At 55.6% G+C, this 15,783-nt stretch carries 11 protein-coding genes; 7 read left to right on the top strand and 4 right to left on the bottom strand.

Annotated elements, in window-relative coordinates; translation table 11 throughout:
* Positions 1–28 precede the first annotated feature (28 nt).
* The 3 genes from IPM39_11410 to IPM39_11400 all read right to left on the bottom strand — a co-directional run bounded on the left by IPM39_11410 (position 29) and on the right by IPM39_11400 (position 4,433).
* Positions 29–1,279, bottom strand: coding sequence for an ABC transporter permease (locus tag IPM39_11410; GenBank protein ID MBK8986670.1), 1,251 nt, complete (start codon positions 1,277–1,279; stop codon positions 29–31).
* Positions 1,280–1,297: 18 nt separating this feature from the next.
* Entirely contained in the window at positions 1,298–2,302 is a 1,005-nt protein-coding gene (locus tag IPM39_11405) for an ABC transporter permease (GenBank protein MBK8986669.1), read from the bottom strand.
* 139 nt (positions 2,303–2,441) lie between these two features.
* On the bottom strand, positions 2,442–4,433 hold the full coding sequence (locus IPM39_11400; GenBank protein MBK8986668.1) for an ABC transporter substrate-binding protein: 1,992 nt from the start codon (positions 4,431–4,433) through the stop codon (positions 2,442–2,444).
* 300 nt (positions 4,434–4,733) lie between these two features.
* Between IPM39_11400 and IPM39_11395 the strand changes: the two genes are divergently transcribed.
* Positions 4,734–7,754 carry a hypothetical protein gene (locus IPM39_11395; protein MBK8986667.1) on the top strand — a complete coding sequence of 1,007 codons (3,021 nt, stop codon included), beginning with the start codon at positions 4,734–4,736 and terminating at the stop codon, positions 7,752–7,754.
* A 70-nt stretch (positions 7,755–7,824) separates the two neighbouring features.
* On the opposite strand, the gene IPM39_11390 is transcribed toward IPM39_11395, so the two are convergent.
* Positions 7,825–8,793: a sugar-binding transcriptional regulator gene (locus IPM39_11390; protein MBK8986666.1), complete on the bottom strand. Its 969-nt coding sequence runs from the start codon at positions 8,791–8,793 to the stop codon at positions 7,825–7,827.
* A gap of 139 nt (positions 8,794–8,932) precedes the next feature.
* On the opposite strand from IPM39_11390, the gene IPM39_11385 reads away from it, so the two are divergent.
* The 6 genes from IPM39_11385 (at position 8,933) to IPM39_11360 (ending at position 15,743) form a co-directional block, all read left to right on the top strand.
* Positions 8,933–9,787 (top strand): transketolase, encoded by an 855-nt coding sequence (locus tag IPM39_11385; GenBank protein MBK8986665.1) that lies wholly within the window; start codon positions 8,933–8,935, stop codon positions 9,785–9,787.
* Entirely contained in the window at positions 9,774–10,730 is a 957-nt protein-coding gene (locus IPM39_11380; protein ID MBK8986664.1) for a transketolase family protein, read from the top strand. Before IPM39_11385 ends, IPM39_11380 begins: the two co-directional genes overlap by 14 nt.
* A gap of 67 nt (positions 10,731–10,797) precedes the next feature.
* Complete coding sequence (gene glpK / locus IPM39_11375) at positions 10,798–12,309, top strand: glycerol kinase GlpK (GenBank protein MBK8986663.1); 1,512 nt, start codon at positions 10,798–10,800, stop codon at positions 12,307–12,309.
* 116 nt (positions 12,310–12,425) lie between these two features.
* Positions 12,426–13,073, top strand: coding sequence for a DUF2291 domain-containing protein (locus IPM39_11370; GenBank protein MBK8986662.1), 648 nt, complete (start codon positions 12,426–12,428; stop codon positions 13,071–13,073).
* A gap of 4 nt (positions 13,074–13,077) precedes the next feature.
* Positions 13,078–14,673 carry a sugar ABC transporter ATP-binding protein gene (locus tag IPM39_11365; protein ID MBK8986661.1) on the top strand — a complete coding sequence of 532 codons (1,596 nt, stop codon included), beginning with the start codon at positions 13,078–13,080 and terminating at the stop codon, positions 14,671–14,673.
* The gene (locus tag IPM39_11360; protein MBK8986660.1) at positions 14,670–15,743 is read left to right on the top strand and encodes an ABC transporter permease; all 1,074 of its coding nucleotides are present in this window, start codon (positions 14,670–14,672) and stop codon (positions 15,741–15,743) included. The genes IPM39_11365 and IPM39_11360 overlap by 4 nt, the downstream gene beginning before the upstream one ends.
* Positions 15,744–15,783: the final 40 nt, after the last annotated feature.

Raw genomic sequence — 15,783 nt, 5'->3', positions numbered from 1 at the left:
TCCGTTTACGGCTCACGGCTTACGGCTATTACTCCCTTAGCGCCGGATTGAACACCTGGTCAAGGCCGGTGTTCATCAAATTCATCGAGAATGTAATCAGCGCGATGGTAATGAGGACGGGGAGATAAGCCCACCATTTACCCAGGATATGCGCCTGGTAAATCAATGCCCAATTCAACATCAACCCTAATGTGGGCATTTCTGTTGTTCTGGGTCCCAATCCAAGAATGGACAGGCCGGCCTCCGCCAGGATACCGGAGGAAATTTGCAGGATCAGCGCCATGACAACATATGAAGCAATGTAGGGCAGAACGTCTTTGACGATGATGTGTACGATTGAATGCCCGGACAGCTTCGATAGATTCACGTGGTCCCGGTTGCGCAGCGAAATCACCTGCGATCTCACGGCCCTGGTCGTCCAGACCCAGGATGTGAACCCAATTACGATGGCGATGGTGACAGGGCCACGTTGATTTTGCCCAATGCTGAATGAAATCAGGATCAACAAGACAAAACTGGGGATAACGGTAAAAAGATTGGTGATAAACATGATGATGTCATCCACCAGCCCACCGATATAACCGGACAATAATCCTAGTACCAAACCGATGGAAGTGGCGACCAGACCCGCCACAAGACCAATGAGCAAGGATACACGGGTGGCCGCTACCAGTTCGGTCAGCACGTCCCGGCCAAAATTATCGGTCCCCAGGAGCAGTAGGCGCACGTTTGGAACCTGCCTGATATTGACGTAATCTTTAAGCGTAACAACGCCTATCTCTTCTAGTTCGCCCGTTTCCTCGTTTCTCACGGCGATGCTCACGCCTTCGGTTGCCAGCAGTCGGTTGAGTGAATCATTGAGCCGGATAAAGTAATTGCGCCGGGCGTTGGTCATGCCCTGAACCCTGAGCGTGGGGTCGTAATTGTTTGCCCACTGCTCCAGGAGTTGGCGGGTGTTTTCAACGTCAATCTCGTCTTCGGGAATGCCAACGGCCGTTAACCATTCTTTGATGGCCTGCCGATCGTCATTGCTCAACTTGCTGGCGATCCGATTCCTGTTAGCGTCGGGCAAATTGAGGATGTAATGGGGGGCATTCAGGCTGTCGTAAACATTCACATAGATGCCGGGAGGGAAAAACGTGCCCTGACCGATGATCTGTAAGGGGGGATCGGTGATGATGCGTGGATAAATGATCACGAACAGCAAAACGAATGAAAAAATGGAAAACCCGACCAGGAATTTGCCAGATTGAAAGACTTGTCGAAGTGTGTGTTTCATAGCAGCATCTTCCCTTTATCAATCAGCCTGCGCTGCTTTAATGCGCGGATCCAGGACGCCATAGATGATCTCAATCACGAAGTTTGCCAGCAGCACCATGATGGTGATGATCAATGTCGTGGCAGAGATAAGCGGGTAATCCTGGCCTAGAACGGCCGTAAAAATCGTCGAACCCAGCCCTGGGTAGCTAAAAATAATCTCTGCCACCAGCGCGCCGCCAACCATTGTCCCTACCGCCAATGCCAGACCGGTTATCTGGGGCAGCATGGCGTTGCGAAACACGTAGCGCACAATTTTGCCATCTTTAATGCCCATGAAACGGCCGTATTTCACATAGTCGGCATTTAGCTCGTAAATCGCCATCGAGCGCATCCCAATCGCCTGCCCACCTATTGTCACCAAGACAATGGACCAAAACGGTAACTGGTAATGAACGATCACCGACCAGACAAAACGCCAACTCATATTGGGAATCAGGTCAAACCCATAACCGCCCGAAGTGGGCAGCCATTGCAAGCTCACGCCAAAAATAACCAGCAAAATCATCGCCATGCCAAATGGCGGGATACTGCTGGCAAAAATACTGATCGGCAGCAAAACCTTGTCAAAGCCACCCTTCACATAAGCCGCCAACGCGCCAAGCGTATTCCCAATCAACCAGCCAACGATGATGGCCGGAAATTGGAGAATAATCGTCCACCAGAGAGCTGCGCGAATCACATCCGACACCGTTCTGGGATATTGGCTGAATGAAAAACCAAAATCGCCTTGCAGCGCATTGCGCACGTACAGAAAGAACTGCTCGTACATCGGTCTGTTGGTGCCAAACAATTCTGTGTACTGCTCATAGATGGCCTGCACCCCGGTTGTATTGCTCATGCCCTGAACCTGTCTGGCCACGATAGCCGCCACCGGGTCGCCCGGCATCTGGCGCGGCAGAATAAAATTCAGAATGAATGCACAAACTAAGGTGACGAGGAACCAAACAAGCTTGTTAAAAAAATACTTCCGGTATCCTTTCAAGACTGCACCTCCCAAGAAACATCAAACATTCCGCTCGTCCGGCGACAACAGCCCCCGATATCCGTAAAGTCCTGACGCTTTAAAAAAACAGCCATGTCCCGGTTTGTGGGACATGGCTGCTTTTTTGTTAGCTTACAACTTAATTGTTAGCAAGCTCCAGGTTATAAAGACCCGCGATACTCCAACCATCAGTCAGGTTGAGCGGGGGTACGGGTGGGGTGGTCCCATCACCGTCAAACGGGAAGTTGGTCCAAACCGTCTCGTTCACCGTATGGAACGATTGGGGACGGTACATCAGCGTGAAGGAAGGAACATCAGACAGGTAAATGCTTACCAGTTCGGTGTACAGATCTTGCAAAGCCGTCGCGTCGGTCTCAGCGGGGATGGCTTGAATCAAGGCATCGGCGTCGGGGTTAGAATACATGCCCCAGTTACCATTCCAGTTGCTGGACATGCCGATAAATTCAGAACTCATCAGCTTGCGGATACGACCCCACGGCTGCGTCGGGCCAGCGCCATCACTCCACATCATGAAGATGTCATACCCTTCGGGCAGGGACGCATCGGATTTGGTGACGATTGTCTGGTAAACAGACCATTCGGGGAAGTTGGTGGTAATGTCGATGCCGATCTCAGCGCCGGCCGCAGCCACCACTTCAATCGCGGCTTGCCAGTCAGACCACCCATTGGGGCAGGTAGCGACATAGCTCAGTTTTTCGCCTTCATACTCACGCCAGCCATCGCCATCGGAGTCCACAATGCCGGCCTCGTCGAGCAGCGCCTTAGCGCCCTCAATGTCGTTACCGGCCCACTGCAATTCCGCCACAGCGTCGTGGTTGAACAAGGCTTGCTCGCCTTCGGTCGGGTTCATCAAAGAGCGCGCAACCTGGTCAAAGGTAGCCGATTGATTGGTCATCGCGTTGGCGATGATGGTGGGGTAATCCACTGCCATGGCAATCGCCTTGCGCACGGCAACCTGATCCAAACCGGGGGATTCCAGGTTGTAGAAGGCGGTGGGCAGGGAAGCGCCGATCTGGTACGGTGGGTCGGGTAAATAGGTGGAGATGGGTAGACCATCATCTTCCCACAGCAAGTTCACATTAGAATTGAACTGCTGGCTAACATCCACCTCACCAGCTTGCAAAGCGGTTGTACCGGCCGCATTGTCCTTAAAGATCACGTGCGCCAGGTATTTCGGAACCGGCAGCATACCCCACATGGAGGCATCCTGACCCCAGTAATTATCATCGCGGACATAGATAACCTTCGTATCGTCGGCGAAGTATTTGTGATAGGGGCCAGAATAAACAACGTCTTCGGCAGGATCAGCCAAGAGCGCAGTGGCGTCACCAGCGACGCGCGCTTCCAGCGTTTCGGTCCACGCTTTCTGGATCACATAATTGCTGCTCAGGTAAGCAGCCACCAGCAGCGGATTGACGGCCGTACCATCCTCATTCAGCTTAGCCTTAACAACAACTGTCTGGGCATCTACGGCTTCGATGGCTTCGATGAAATCAATGTTGGCCGCGCCGGTGGGAGTGTTGTACTTCACATGGGTAGCCCAGGTATAAGCGACATCTTCGGCCGTTACCGGGGTGCCATCGCTCCACATAGCGGCCGGCTTGATCTTGAAGGCGATCTCAGTACGCGCTTCATTCCATTCAAAGGGGCCATCGGCCAGCAAAGGATACACCTGCCCGTCCATCATATTGTACAGGTAAGGTGTCTCGAACATGATCACGCGGGCGTTGTCTTGCTGGGCAATCGCCATGGCATTGTTGTTGCTGTTGGAAAAAGGATTCCAGCCTACAACAGAACCCCACTGCTGACCATTGAAGTACAGGGTTTCGTTACGGGGCAGAGAATTCGGGTCCGTAGATGCAGCCGCAGGTTCTTCAGTCGGGGCAGTTTCTTCTACCACCGGTGTCGCTTCTTCCACGACCGGGGCTGGTTCTTCCACTGCCGGAGCCGGTTCTTCTACGGCCGGGGCTGGTTCTTCCACTGCCGGGGCGGGTACAGTTGTTGGACTAACCTCCGTCGAAGTGGTTGTCGTGCCGCAAGCGCTTAGTGCAAGACTAAAAACGAGCAGCAGACTAAGGATGATGAACAAGACGCTATTTTTTTGTTTCATGCTGTATCTCTCCTCTCTAATTTGTTTTTTTGCAGTTTTTCGCGGCGAACATAGGCCATTTGAAAACGTAAGCTGCAAAAACCTGGTTAAAACCAAGATTGTCTGGTACCGGACAATCTCGTTGTTATCAGTTAAAAGTAACGAAAAAACGATGGATTGTGTATCAGAATTTTGGATGATTTTGCTATATGTGGGATAGATGAAATGTGACGAATATGACGATCCGGTATACAATTCGGCCGTAATAGTTACCCAAAAGGGGACAAATCATGGTTTGGGTAACTTTTTGGGCTTAGATTAATGGGAAAAGCAGCAGAACCAATTATTCGGGATGGCTTGTTGTGGGTGGGCGGAGAGGCAACGGCCGTGTCCCCCGCCATCCCCATAGATTCTCCCCAATGGAACAACTGGCTCACCCACCATACACAGTTCAAATTCAAAGGGGAGACGGGGCATTTTACGGCGCGGCGCGAGAGCCGCTGTGGCAGCGATTACTGGTACGCCTACAGACGGCGCAGCGGCAAATTACACAAAACATATTTGGGTAAATCGGCTGAAATGACTCTTATCCGCCTGGAAGAAGCCGCCGCCAATTTGGCCGGAAACACCGTTCTGGCCCAGCTATCCCTGACCGCAGATTTTCTAGACAGTTCTGCCAATGCGTCCTGGATTGCCAATACATCCCTGGCTGCCCAGACAAAAATCAGGCCGCCAACTTTACCGCCCACCCTGGTCATGCGCCCGCGTCTGACAAGCAAAATCAGTACACCGGTGAGTTTCATTTCCGCGCCCGGCGGATTTGGTAAAAGCACGCTGCTAAACGCCTGGCGGCAAGAATGTGACAACATGCCGGTCGCCTGGGTGGCCCTGGATACCGATGATGATCATTTGCTGCGTTTCTGGTCTACCGTGATCATGGCGCTGCAAACAGTGCGCCCCGGTTTTGGGCAGAGACTGCTGCCCTTTCTCCAACGATCCTCTTCTATTACGCCGGCTGAAATTGTGACGCGGGTAACCAACGAACTGGTCTATACAGAGGGTGAACCATTTGGCATCGGGTTGGTATTAGACGATTTCCACCATATCAAACAAGCCGATATTCACGCTTCCATCCAGATTTGGTTGGAGCATTTACCGTCGGTTTTGCAGCTTATCATCGCCGGACGCACCCGGCCGCCATTGGCGTTGGGAAGGCTGCGCGCCATGGGCCTGGTGACAGAGATGGAGTTGGATGATCTGCGCTTTACGCTGCCGGAAGGCATCGCCTTTCTGCAGCAGCATATTGCCGAACAGCCATTGGCTTATGCGGATATGGAGGCGTTGGTGAAGCGCACCGGCGGCTGGGCAGCGGGTTTGAAACTGGCGGTGCTGGCGCTGAACAAACAAGAGGACCGGCGGCAGGTGATAGACACCTTCAGCGGCGCTCATCTCTTTTTGCGTGAATATTTTATGGAAACAGCACTGCACCAACGGTCTAAGGTGATGCAGACTTTCCTGCTCAAAACCTCAATTTTGAAACAGTTAACGGGTGGTTTGTGTGATGCCGTGACCGGGCAGACGGATGGGGCGCAGATGCTCGCTCGCCTGTGGCAAGAAAACCTCTTTATTAGCCGTTCCGGCGAACAGACATGGTACCGGTATCACGATTTGTTTGCCGAAATGTTATGCAGCCAATTACAGCGGCAATTTCCCGACCAGATTCCAGAGCTGCACCGGCGGGCGGCGGCCTGGTACGGGGCGCAGAACATGTCGGCCGACGCGGTGAGCCATTTGCTATCCATTGAAGATTGGGAAGCGGCGGCCGAGGTTATTGAGGATGTGTGTTTGCGTGAATTGGCGGAGTTGGGCGAAGATTCGCGCTTGCTGCGCTGGATACAACGGCTGCCGGAAACGGTGATACAACGGCATAAGACATTGTTGTTTGTTTACTTGCGTCTGGCCATGCTTGCCCTGCCAAAAGCTGAGACGATGCGCTTTTTGCAGCACATTGAAGATGACCTTTCCGCCCGGCCGCAGAAAGAGATGACGCAAAACGAACGAGAAGTACTGGAAGAGGTGCGCCATTTTCGACAGCGCTCTATAACGGGAACGGCCGTTCCGCAGTTGTCGGCCGGCAAAGCGCCGGATGTACGTTGGCAGTTGTTGGATGCCTATTTATTGACAGAAATGTACAGTAAGCCGAAACCGGATGAAGTTGCGGCACAAGTATATGAAATCTATGACCGGGCGCGGGCGGAAGGCAATCTGTTTGTGGCAATATTCGCCGGTTCGGATATTGCCACCCGCGCCTTGCTGCGCGGCCAACTGCGGCAAAGCGAAAAGGTTGCCTACCAGGTGTTGCAGCAAGCGTTAAACCAGCGGGGACAACTGCCAGAACCGGCAAGCATTGCCTTGTCTGTCCTGAGCCACATATGCCTGGGGCGCAATGAGTTAACCCAAGCGCGCCAATTTTTAGATCGGGCAACGGCCGTTGATCCTAACCCCACCAGCTCCAACATATTGATGACCATTGCGATCTTGCGCGCCAGGTTGCAGTCAGCCGATGGCGACCATACAGCGGCGCAGGCAACCATTCAGGCCGCGCGTTCATTGCAGGAGCATCGCCCGGCCCGCGTGTGGAGTGACCAGGATTTAGCGGCGTATGAAGCCCGTTTTTGTGCCCGCCAGCAGGATTTTGCGCGCGCCGAACAACTGCTAAAAGAAGCGGAAACAGAAGAAACACATACGCTGTCGGAATTGGTGCGGGCGGAAATTTTGCTCAAGCAGCAGCAAGCGGACGCCGCCGAGACGATTCTGACCTATCTTGTGATGCAGTATCCGGCCGGTCTTCCCAATGAACCATTGTTAAACGCGCGTGTGTTATTGGCGCAGGCGTTGTTTGTTCAGCACAAAATGAATCAGGCGCGGCAGGTGTTAGCGGAGGCGGTGCAGTTGGCCGCGCCGGAGGGGTTTATACGGCCGTTTCTCGACCACGGCAGCCAACTTGTTCCGCTGCTGACGCTGCTGCAAACCCACCATCTCACACCCAAATCTCAAGACTTCATCCAGCAGATATTGCAGTTGTCAGACTGTGCCGACAGCGCGCAAACCACGCTGTCCGAAGAAACGCTGAAAGACCTGGCGGCGACGGCGTCTATCACCCCACGGGAGCAAAATGTGCTGCGCTTAGTGCGCGCCGGATTGTCTAACCGCGAAATTGCGGCTCAATTGTGCATTTCGCCCGGCACGGTAAAAACCCACCTGACCAACATCTACGCTAAACTGGATGTAAACAACCGCCTGCAGGCGGTCGCTGAAGCGCAGTTGTTAAAGTTGATATAGACGTCAGCTTAAAGGTAACTACCGAGCAACAAACCCTGCCACAGCGTGCAAGTGAATTAATTCTCGTTCCTTAGAAGAACGGCTGGCTCTGGTTTGCCAGCCGCCGCGCCGTAAAACAATCCGTAATTAAAATGTTAATCCAGCCGCCCCGCAGCGCGCCGCGGATGGCGTCGTGTTTGCGTCGGCCGCCAGCCACTCCCACCGCTCTATCTGCCCGGTGAAGCTGCTCCAGGGTCATAGACACCACGCGGCTGTTCAGAGATTTTTGCACCGGACGGCCGTCTTCATCAAAGAAACGCAGCAAAATATCCCCCACTGCCCCCTGGCCGCGCAAAATATCCAATTCCTCGCTGCTGAAAATGTTGCCGCTGTCGGCCAACAACTCGGAAGGTTCCACCGCACCAATGCCCACCAGCGCCAGACTCACCTTGTCGAACAACGCCATTGCTGCCTGCACATAGTGGTCTTGTAAAAACGCCTGCAACGTGGCCTCCGACCCCACCACACCCGGCGCGGGCAAAAATGTGGCCGTGCCGTGTACCAGTTTAGCAAAACGGCCGGTGAGGCGAGCGGCATGAATTTCGGCCGCCGGATTGCCAATGCCACCCAAAATCTGGACAACCTGAACCCCAGTTTTGCGCGGCGTCTGGTGCATGGCGTCTACCAGGGCCAGCAAAGTGGCGCTCCAGGAAGAAAGGCCAATCACCTCGTCGGGTTTGATGGTAGATTCGACGTAATAGGCGGCAGCCGCGCCGATGTCGCGCTGGATGATCTGCTCATCATCGTGGACGCAATCTACCACGATGGCGTCGCGCAAGTTGTACTGCGCGATCAGACGCTCCTCCAACTCTGTATAGACCCCCTGGGGCACACTGACCGAGATGCGCACGATGCCTTCTTCTCTGGCCCGGTTAAACAGCCGGGAGATGGTCGCCTGGGAAAGCCCTAACTGCTGCGCAATTTCTGCTTGACGCATGTTGCGTTCATAATACAGCCGGGCCACGCGCGTCATCAACCGTAGTTCATCAATGCGTGTCACGATTTATTCCCCTTTGAATATTTATGCAAATTGTCTTGACAGAGCTGAATTTATCATGTAATCTCACCATATCTGCAAGAATATCACACAATGAATAATTATTCAAGCGTAATTTGCAGTTAGACATGGGAAGCAAGAGATGTCCAAAACAATCTCGGAAGAACTTGAACGAAAATCAATTCAATATCGCCGGGAAGTTCTGACGATTATCAAAAACGCCAATTCTGGGCACACGGGCGGCAGCCTGTCGGCCGTAGATATTCTTAACGTCTTATACAATTACACCATGAACGTCTCGCCGGCGAACTTTCAGGACGCCAATCGGGACCGCTATGTGCAGAGCAAAGGGCATTCGGTAGAGGCGTTATACGTGGTTTTGGCCGACAAGGGCTTTTATCCAACGGCCGTGCTGCACACTCTGAACCAATACCAATCCCATTTTATTGGCCATCCGACGCGCAAGGTGAATGGGGTGGAGCAAAATACAGGCGCGCTGGGACATGGGCTGTCTTTGTCTGTGGGCATGGCGTTGGCGGCCAAGCTAGACGGCCGTTCCTACCGCGTCTTCACCCTCTTAGGCGATGGCGAACTGGAAGAAGGCTCCAACTGGGAAGCCTCTATGAGCGCCGCCCATTATGACCTGGATAATCTGGTGGTTATTGTAGATTACAACGGGCTGCAAATTACCGGCCCCATTGAAACAGTCACCGGCATCACCAACTTACGCCAAAAATTCACCGCCTTTGGTTACGCCGTACGCGAGGTCAATGGCAACAGCATCCCCGAACTGCTGGCAATTTTCGACCAACTGCCCTTTGAACCAGGCAAACCGAACCTGGTTTTGGCCCATACCACCAAAGGCAAGGGTGTGAGTTTCATCGAAAACCAGGTTCATTGGCACCACCACGTACCGACGGACACCGAATTTGCGACGGCCATGTTGGAACTGGACGCGGCCGAACGGACATGGGGGGCGAACAATGGAAATGGGTAAGGCGAACCTGGAGATTTTTGCGGCCACGCTGCTGCGTCTGGCGCAAGTGGACCGGGATATTCTGGTTGTCACCAGCGACTCGCGGGGGTCGGGCAAACTGACACCCTTTGCCAGGGCGCTGCCGGCGCAAATTGTGGAAATCGGCATCGCTGAGCAAAATCTGGTGGGGGTGTCGGCTGGGCTGGCTTCGGCCGGCAAAAAGGTATTTGCCGTCTCGCCAGCCTGTTTTTTGACGGCGCGCGGTCTGGAACAGATCAAGAACGATGTGGCTTATTCAGACAACCCGGTGAAGGTGGTAGGCATCAGCGCCGGGGTGAGTTATGGCGCGTTGGGCACGACGCATCATTCACTGCATGATCTGGCGGCGCTGCAAGCCATCAACAACCTGGACATTGTGGTCCCGGCGGACAATTTTGAGACGGCCGCCGTGATTGAAACGGCCGTCTCCCATTCCCGCCCGCTCTACATCCGTTTTGGCAAAGCAGCCATGCCCCATCTGCACGCACCTGGCGCGCACTTTGAAATTGGCAAAGCCATCAGCCTGTCCGCAGGGCGCGATGTGACCTTTATCGCCATTGGCGAAACGGTGGCGCGGGCGGTGCAGGCCAGCCATCTGCTGGCCGAACAAGGCATCGCTGCCGGGGTGATCAGTATGCACACGCTGAAGCCGTTGGACAAGACGGCCGTACTCCACGCCGCTCAACACACCCAGGCCATTATCACCGTTGAAGAACACAGCGTCTATGGCGGGCTGGGCAGCACCGTGGCTGCCCTGCTGCTGCAAAATGGCGTCAGCCTGCCTTTTAAAATCGTCGGCATTCCCGACGAATACACTGTCACCGGCAGCCAAAACGAAATCTTGGCCCACTACGGCATCACCGGCGATGGCCTCGCCGCCACCGCCCAAAACCTGCTGGCCGCCGCGACAGTGGGGCACAGATGAACACAGATTTTCTTCTTTGCCCCTTCGTCTCTTTATTCCTTTGTAATAAATTCCTAAGGGAGCTGCGTTGAAGACGATCCTGGCGATTGACCAAAGCACCTCGGCGACGAAAGCAATCTTGTTCAACGAGATGGGTGAACTGTTGGACAAAACGGCCGTTCCCCATGCCCAACTCTACCCCCGTCCTGGTTGGGTGGAACACGACGCTGCCGAAATCTACCGCCATACCCGCCAGGCCGTCAGCGAATTATTGGCGCGCAGCCCACAACGGCGCGACGATCTGACCTGCCTCAGCCTGACCAACCAGCGTGAAACCATCGTCGTTTTCGACAAAACCAGCGGCGAACCGCTGTACAACGCCATCGTCTGGCAGTGCCGCCGCGGCGAAGCCATTTGCGCCGAATTGGCGGCCGCCGGGCATGGTTTCCTGGTGCAGCAGCGCACCGGCCTCAAAATAGACACCTACTTCCCGGCGTCCAAACTGACCTGGCTCTTTCGCCAGCGCCCTGATATTTACCAAAAAGTCGTCGCCGGCGAGGCGCTGATCGGCACGATGGACACCTATTTGCTTTACCGGCTGACAAACGGCCGTACCTTCGCCACCGACCAGACCAACGCCTCGCGCACCCTGCTGTTCGACATCCGCAGTCTGGCCTGGGACGAAGAGTTGTGCCGCCTGTTTGCTGTGCCGCCGAACGCGCTGGCGGATGTACGTGACAGCGACGCCAGTTTTGGCGCGACAGATTTGGGCGGGCTGCTGCCACGGCCGTTACCGATCGTCGGCGTCATGGGCGATTCGCAGGCAGCGCTGTTTGCCCAGCGCTGCTTCACCCCAGGCAGCGCTAAGGTGACGTTTGGTACTGGCTCCTCGGTACTATTGAATATCGGCGACCAGGTGGCTTATTCCAACAGCGGCTTGGTGACGGCCGTCGCCTGGGTCATCCAGGGGCAGCCCACCTATGCGCTTGAGGGCATCATCAACTTCACCGGCGCGACCATCGCCTGGCTGCGCGATCAGTTGGGCCTGATTCAGTCGGCGGCGGAGACAGAGGGGCTGGCAACGGCCGTTGCCGACAATGGCGGCGTCTATCTGGTTCCGGCCTTTGTTGGCCTGAGCGCCCCTTACTGGCAGCCCAACGCCAGAGCGGCCATCCTCGGCCTGACGCCGGGCAGCGGCAAAAACCACGTTGTCCGCGCGGCGTTAGAAAGCATCGCCTACTCCATCCGCGACGTGCTGGACCTGATGGCCGCCGAGTCTGGCGTGCCTTTGCAGCATCTTCACGCCGATGGCGGCGCGGTGGGCAACCGCTTCCTGATGCAGTTCGTCGCCGACATGACCGGCGCTCCGTTGCGCGCCGCCGCGCTGCCGGAGCTTTCAGCCCTGGGCGCCGCGCTGGCCGGTGGGCTGGGCTGCGGTCTCTATGCCGACATCGCCGCCCTGACCGCCTTGCCGCAAGCCTACACCCCCTTTACGCCAACGATGGCCCCGGCCGCTGCTGACCAATTGTACCGGGGCTGGCAAACGGCCGTGCGCCAGGTATTGCTGGAAGAGGTTCACACGAAGGGCGCACAGTATTAATCAAGCATGATGAGTGGGCTACACCAACCACCACGAATGAAAATCCTGGGAGCGCAGGCGTCTCGCCTGCCGGGGCGGACGGGACGTCCGCGTTCCTATTTCCACCGGAGGAGCGTATGAAGAGAGTTTGGGTCTTATTAAGCGTCTGCCTCATCAATCTGCTGGCAGCCTGCACGATTGTGCCGATTGAGGAAATGCAGCAGCTTCAGCAAAGCGAAACCTTTGACCCGGTGAGCTACGTGGATGGCATCTGGGCTGAACGGGTTGTGCCGACTATTTTGGAAAAGGCCACCGATTTACCGACTGTTCTGGCGGCCATCGAGAGCGATCTGGTGGACGCGGGTGAGCAGTATGCCACCATATCCCAGAGCGGCGCGCTAAACTTTGTGGTGCGTGGGCAGGGCGTGGTGGAGTCGGTGAGTACAGAATCGCGCAATGGGACGGCCGTTTTGCAAATTGAAGATTACAACGGTCCCATCACCATCATCTTGCAGGTTGGCCCCCTCATTCGCGGCGATGGCGTGCGTGATGGCGTTGGCTTCATCAACTTCGGCGATTTCCGCGAACAGACCGAATTCGGTCAGGTCGCACGCGAACTGAACCAGCGGGTCGCCAACGAAGTGGTCAACAGCCTGGACCTGGAGAATCTGGTCGGTCAGCCGGTTGCGTTCAACGGCGTGTTTACCATCCGCACCACCAACCAGACCAATATAGACCTGAGCGAAATTGTGATCACGCCAGTACTGCTGGACGTGGGCGGCTGACGATATGGCAACTTCACCCACCCTTTCCCCCACTGAACTGAACGCTGCCCCGCCGGATGACGTCATCCTGCGGGCTGCCAACATCACCAAGTTGTTCCCCGGCACGGTGGCCCTGGATCACGTGGATTTCAATGTGTATCGCGGCAAAGTCAACGTATTGGTTGGCGAAAATGGCGCGGGCAAATCCACGCTGATGAAGATTTTGGCGGGCGCTTACCAGCCCACCAGCGGCCAACTGCTGCTGGAAGGGCGGGAAGTGAGCTTCCGCAGCCCGTTGGATGCCGCCCGACAAGGCATAGGCATCATTTACCAGGAGATGAATCTTTTCCCTAATTTGAGCGTGGTGGAGAATATTTTCCTGGCGCGGGAGATGACCAACGGCCGTTTCCTCATCAACAAAAAAGCACAAATCGCCCAGACCGAACTGCTGCTCAAACGGCTGCGCCAGCCCATCAAGCCAGACGACCTGGTAGCCGATTTGCGCATCGGCCAGCAGCAGATCGTGGAAATCGCCCGCGCGCTGGCCGAAGACGCCCGCATCCTCATTATGGATGAACCCACTTCGGCCCTCAGCAGCGCCGAGGTAGAGATTTTGTTTGAGGTGATCGAAGAGCTAAAAGCGGCCGGGGTCTCCATCATCTACATCTCGCATAAGTTGGACGAACTGCTGCAAATCGGCGATTATGTCACGGTGCTGCGCGACAGTCGTCTGGTGGCGGAAAAAGCGGCGGCGGAGATAGACGTTGCCTGGATTATTGAGCAAATGGTTGGGCGCAACCCCGCCTCTCTCTTCCGCGGCGAAAGCCACAAAATTGGCGCAGAACTGCTGCGCGTGGCTGATATGACACTGCCCCGCGCTGGCGGTGGTTTCACGCTGGACCACGTCTCCTTTACGCTGCGGCAGGGGGAGATTTTGGGCGTTTATGGGTTGATGGGCGCCGGCCGCTCAGAGTTGTTTGAGTGCCTGGCCGGGGTGCGCCAGGCGACGGGCGGGCAGGTGTGGCTGGATGGCATAGAGGTGCGGGAGGGGACGGTAAACGGCCGGATCAACCTCGGCATGTGTCTTGTCCCCGAAGACCGGCAGCGCGATGGCCTGGTACAAACCATGTCCGTCGCCGACAATATCCTCCTGGCCAGCCTGCGCCAATACGTTAGCCGCCTGTCCATCTCGCGCAAGAAAGAAAAAGAAGCGGTAGGCGATTCCGTAAAAAACCTGTCAATCAAAATTGCCAATCCCAACCAACTCATCACCTCGCTCAGCGGCGGCAACCAGCAAAAAGTCGTCGTCGCCAAGAGTTTGCTCACTCACCCCAAAGTGCTGCTGCTAGACGAACCCACACGCGGCATAGATGTGGCCGCCAAAGCGGAAATTTTCCAGATCATGAGCCGTCTGGCGGCCCAGGGATACGGCATCCTGTTTATCTCGTCTGAATTGAAAGAGGTCCTGGCCATGGCCGACCGCATTTTGGTCATGTCCAGGGGCATCATCACCGGCGAATACCACCAGGCGGAAGCAACCGAAGAATACCTGGTCCGAGATTCGGCCGTCGGCCACGGGCTGGCCAATAATCGCAATGGAAACGGAGGATCCCCCCTATGAGCCAAGCTGAAATCAAAGCCGTTGCTGGCAAAAGGCGCATCACCAGTCTGGACGTGCAAGAATTCCTCTTGCGCGGGCGGGCGTTCATCGCCCTCATCGTCCTGCTCATCGTCTTTTCAGTCCTCAGTCCAAACTTCCTGACACAGGCCAACATCATCATCATGGCCAAACATGTCGCCATCAACGCCATCCTGGGCATTGGCATGACCTACGTCATCCTCACCGGTGGCATAGACCTCTCGGTTGGCTCCATTGTCGGCCTGGCAGCCATGATTGCCGGTGGGCTGATTAACGAAGGTTTGGTCCTGCCCATGTTTGGCGTGATTGTTTATTTCCAGGTTTGGGCCATCATTTTAATCACATTGATCCTCGGCGCACTGCTGGGCGGCCTCAACGGCCTTATCATTACCCGCTTCAACGTGGCCCCCTTCATTGCTACTTTGGGCATGTTATACGCCGCGCGCGGGCTGGCCCTGCTGCGTTCTGGCGGCCGAACCTTCCCCAATCTGGTCGGCCGGCCAGAACTGGGCAACACTGGCTTCCCGGCTCTTGGCTCCGGCGATTTTCTTTCGGTCAACTACTCCATCTGGATCATGATCGTTTTTGCGTTGGTGGCCGCGTTTGTGGCGACCAAGACCCCCTTTGGTCGCCACGTCTTTGCCATCGGCGGCAATGAACGCGCCGCGGAACTGTCTGGCGTGCGCGTCAAGCGCGTCAAGACCATTGTCTATATGATTTCCGGCTTCTGCGCGGCCACGGTCGGCCTGATCATCGCCTCGCAGTTAGTAGCCGCCCACCCGGCCACCGGGACGTTTTTTGAGCTAAACGCGATTGCCGCCGTTGTGTTGGGCGGCACCTCGCTTTCCGGCGGGCGGGGCAGCATCGGCGGAACCATCATCGGCGCGTTTGTCATTGGCGTGTTGGGTGATGGCCTTATAGGTCTGGGCGTCTCTTCATTCTGGCAGCAGGTGATCAAGGGGGCCGTTATTGTTTTTGCTGTCGTCATTGACCAGGCTCAGGTGCGGATGCAGGAACGAGCCGCGTTACAACGTCAGCAGCAAATTGTATAGGAGGTGAAAATCGGAAGAGAAGAAGGATTACCCATAGAGT

Source organism: Candidatus Leptovillus gracilis (genome assembly GCA_016716065.1).
Classification (GTDB): Bacteria; Chloroflexota; Anaerolineae; order Promineifilales; family Promineifilaceae; genus Leptovillus; species Leptovillus gracilis.
Note: the sequence above shows the minus strand (reverse complement) of the source record. Positions and strands in the feature narration are given on the sequence as shown.

What these genes read in the sequence shown, in the direction of transcription:
- IPM39_11365 (MBK8986661.1), top strand. Translation starts at nt 13,078, where the DNA reads ATGGCAACTTCACCCACCCTTTCCCCCACTGAACTGAACGCTGCCCCG.
- IPM39_11380 (MBK8986664.1), top strand. Translation starts at nt 9,774, where the DNA reads ATGGAAATGGGTAAGGCGAACCTGGAGATTTTTGCGGCCACGCTGCTG.
- IPM39_11410 (MBK8986670.1), bottom strand. Translation starts at nt 1,279, where the DNA reads ATGAAACACACACTTCGACAAGTCTTTCAATCTGGCAAATTCCTGGTC.
- IPM39_11395 (MBK8986667.1), top strand. Translation starts at nt 4,734, where the DNA reads ATGGGAAAAGCAGCAGAACCAATTATTCGGGATGGCTTGTTGTGGGTG.
- IPM39_11400 (MBK8986668.1), bottom strand. Translation starts at nt 4,433, where the DNA reads ATGAAACAAAAAAATAGCGTCTTGTTCATCATCCTTAGTCTGCTGCTC.
- IPM39_11370 (MBK8986662.1), top strand. Translation starts at nt 12,426, where the DNA reads ATGAAGAGAGTTTGGGTCTTATTAAGCGTCTGCCTCATCAATCTGCTG.
- IPM39_11360 (MBK8986660.1), top strand. Translation starts at nt 14,670, where the DNA reads ATGAGCCAAGCTGAAATCAAAGCCGTTGCTGGCAAAAGGCGCATCACC.
- IPM39_11385 (MBK8986665.1), top strand. Translation starts at nt 8,933, where the DNA reads ATGTCCAAAACAATCTCGGAAGAACTTGAACGAAAATCAATTCAATAT.